At 75.2% G+C, this 2,692-nt stretch carries 3 protein-coding genes and 1 pseudogene; all 4 read right to left on the bottom strand.

The window, feature by feature from the left end; all coding sequences use genetic code 11:
* Positions 1 to 67: 67 nt before the first annotated feature.
* On the bottom strand, positions 68 to 409 hold the full coding sequence (locus ACWEVO_RS34555) for a DUF1330 domain-containing protein (RefSeq protein WP_452311615.1): 342 nt from the start codon (positions 407 to 409) through the stop codon (positions 68 to 70).
* A gap of 101 nt (positions 410 to 510) precedes the next feature.
* On the bottom strand, positions 511 to 948 hold the full coding sequence (locus tag ACWEVO_RS34550) for a nitroreductase family deazaflavin-dependent oxidoreductase (protein WP_452311614.1): 438 nt from the start codon (positions 946 to 948) through the stop codon (positions 511 to 513).
* 76 nt (positions 949 to 1,024) lie between these two features.
* Positions 1,025 to 1,921: a hypothetical protein gene (locus ACWEVO_RS34545; RefSeq protein ID WP_452311613.1), complete on the bottom strand. Its 897-nt coding sequence runs from the start codon at positions 1,919 to 1,921 to the stop codon at positions 1,025 to 1,027.
* 145 nt (positions 1,922 to 2,066) lie between these two features.
* Positions 2,067 to 2,692, bottom strand: a pseudogene (locus ACWEVO_RS34540) (hypothetical protein); the annotation flags it as partial.

The following is a 2,692-nucleotide window of genomic DNA, read 5'->3' as shown; positions in this document are numbered from 1 at the left end:
CCGCCGCCGGCCGTCCGCGCCCTCCCGAGCGGGAGTGGACCCGTCTCCCCCGGGCGGGGGAGCGGGCTCAGCGCACGCGCTGGCGCATCCGCGCGGCGGTGCGCCGCGGGTCGTAGTCCGGAGCGACGCCGTCGATGATGATCGTCGACGCGTCCAGGTGCCGGGTGCGCAGCGGCAGGATCTCCTGGTACGCCGGGGAGGCGTACCAGTCGTGGGCGTGCTCGACGTCGGGGAACTCGATGATCACGACGGAGCCGGGCCACTCCCCCTCGAGCACGTCCGGCATCCCGCCGTGCACCCGGAACCGCCCCTGGTACGGGTCGAGGGTCGCCTGGATCCGGTCGATGTATTCGACGATGTCGTCGTTCTCCGCCGTGTTCCGCAGGTGCGCGAGCGCGAACGCGGGCATGGTCCCTCCCCGGTGTCGTGCGCCGCGGTCGCGGCGCAGGGCCTGGCCCCGATTCTGCTGGCCCGCTGTACCCGGGTCGACCACCCGCGAGGTGAGATCGATCAAATCCGTTCCAGTACCACCACCGGGATCTCCCGGTCGGTCTTCGTCTGGTACTCGTCGTACGCCGGCCAGGCGGCGGTCATGGTCCGCCACATCCGCGGTTTCTCCTCCGGGGTGGCGGTCCGCGCCCGGACCCGGAACGACTCCGGGCCGACCTGCACCTGCGCCTCGGGGTCGGCGAGCAGGTTGAGGTACCAGGCGGGATGCTGCGGGGCGCCGCCCTGGGAGGCCACCACCAGGTAGGCGTCGCCGTCCCGGCCGTAGATCAACGCGGTGCGCCGCAGCTTGCCGGAGCGGCGACCGCGGGTGGTCAGCAGCAGCGTGTACACGCCCGGCCGCCACTCGTGCCCCTCGACCCCGCCGGTCTCCACGTACCGCCGGATGTGGTCGGCGACCCATCCCTCGGGGCTGTCCAGCACCTGCTCGCCCGCCGTCATCGGTCCCTCCCGGTTCGCGCGTCGGCCGTCGCGCCCACGCTACTCCCGGCTCCGCCACGGCACCGGGGAACCGGCCTCAGCGCAGCGCGACCGCCTGGAGGCTGACGTTGCCGCAGTCCCCCATGGACTCCTCGACGGTCCAGCTCAGCAGCAGCTTCGCCCCCTTCGGCGCGCGGAACCGGATGGTGAACTCGGCGGTCCGCGCGGTGTGCGGATCCTCCAGCCGTACGCTGCTGGCCGGCCCACCGCCGGAGATCCGCAGGTCGAGGCGGGCCCGGGCCATCCACAACCCGGCGTAGAGGCGGACCGTGCGGTCCCGGCCGTCGGCGGCCACGGCGAGGCGGAAGCCGCTGCCCCGGTCACAGGTGTAGACCCCGGACATGGTGCCGCTGGCCGACTCGACCGGGGCGCCGTCCCGCCAGGTGTACGCCTCCGGGTTGTTGCTGTAGCTGACCCGCTCGCCCCGGCCGCCCTCGTCGTGGATCTCGCCGGACCCGCCGCGCCTGCGGACCGGCGTGCCCGCGCCGATCAGTCCCCAGTGGACCCAGTCGACCGGTCCGACGGCGGTCAGGTCGACCAGCGCCGGAACGTCGGCCTGGCGGACGGTGAGCAGTGGCGGGGCCGCCGGGCTGGCCGGCGTGGACGGTGACGGGCTCGGCGACGGCGGGCGCTGCCGGGGTCGCAGCCCGGGGATCACCACCGCGCTGTCCGCGTCGGACGCGCCCGGGGCGGGCACCTCGGGCCGGCCGGCCACCGGGCCGGGCAGCACCCCGCTGCGCTCCTCCCGGGGCGCCCCGTGCTGCTCGGTGCCGAGGTAGCCGACGACTCCGGCGAGGCAGACGAACGCCACGAGCGCCTCCAGGAGCCGGCGCCGCCGCTGCCGGGCCCGCGCCAGCCGGCGCAACTCCGCCCGGGCCCGCCCGTGCGGGCACGGGGTTCGGCCGTCGACCGGACCGTGGTCTTCCTGCCCCACCTGACCTCCCGCTCCCCACCGCATCCCGGCGCCGCCGGGACGGGCGGGGCGCGGCCCGCTTCACGTTTCCATCTTTCGGGGCCGATGCGCCATATGTCGGCGGGTGGGAGTTTCCACTTTGTTACCAGGCGGTAGTGGTCGACCCTCAACTGACCGTGAGCGCCTCCATGGTCACCCCGTCGTTCTCCCCGCCGACGACGGTCAGCGCCCGCCAGGTGATCAGCAGCCTGCTGCCGCGAGCCGCCCGGAAGTGGATGACGTACTGGTAGAACCGGTCGCCGGCGGCGAGCGCCACCGCCCGGACCGCGGGGTCACCGCCGCCGGAGAGCCGGACGTCGAGCCGGGCGCCCGCGGAGAAGGCGCCGACGAAAAGCCGCACGGTCCGCAGGTCACCGCTGGCGGCCACGCTCAACGCGAAGCTCCGGCCGGCACCGCGCTGGAACACCCCGTACCGGATGCCCTCCTGCTGCGCGACCGGCGTGCCGTCGGTCCAGGCGAAGTCGGAGATGCTCGCGGCGTGCTCCAGCCGCGCCCCGCCCGGGTCGGTGATCTCCCCGGTGCCGGTCTGCTTGCGCTGCACACTTCCCCCGCCGAGGCCACCCCAGTGGATCCAGTCCCGGGTGCCCAGCACGGTCAGGTCGACCAGCGCCGGGACCGGCTGCTGGTCCACGCTGAGCAGCGGGCCGCCCGGGAAGGCCGGGTTCCCGGTGGCCGGCACGACCGTCGGCGGCGGCGCCGTGGCCGGCGCGGAGGCGGCGGCCGTGGGCAGCG

The organism is Micromonospora sp. NPDC003776 (assembly GCF_053605645.1).
The sequence above is the reverse complement of the archived record's forward strand: the minus strand, read 5'-3'. Positions and strand labels throughout refer to the sequence as shown.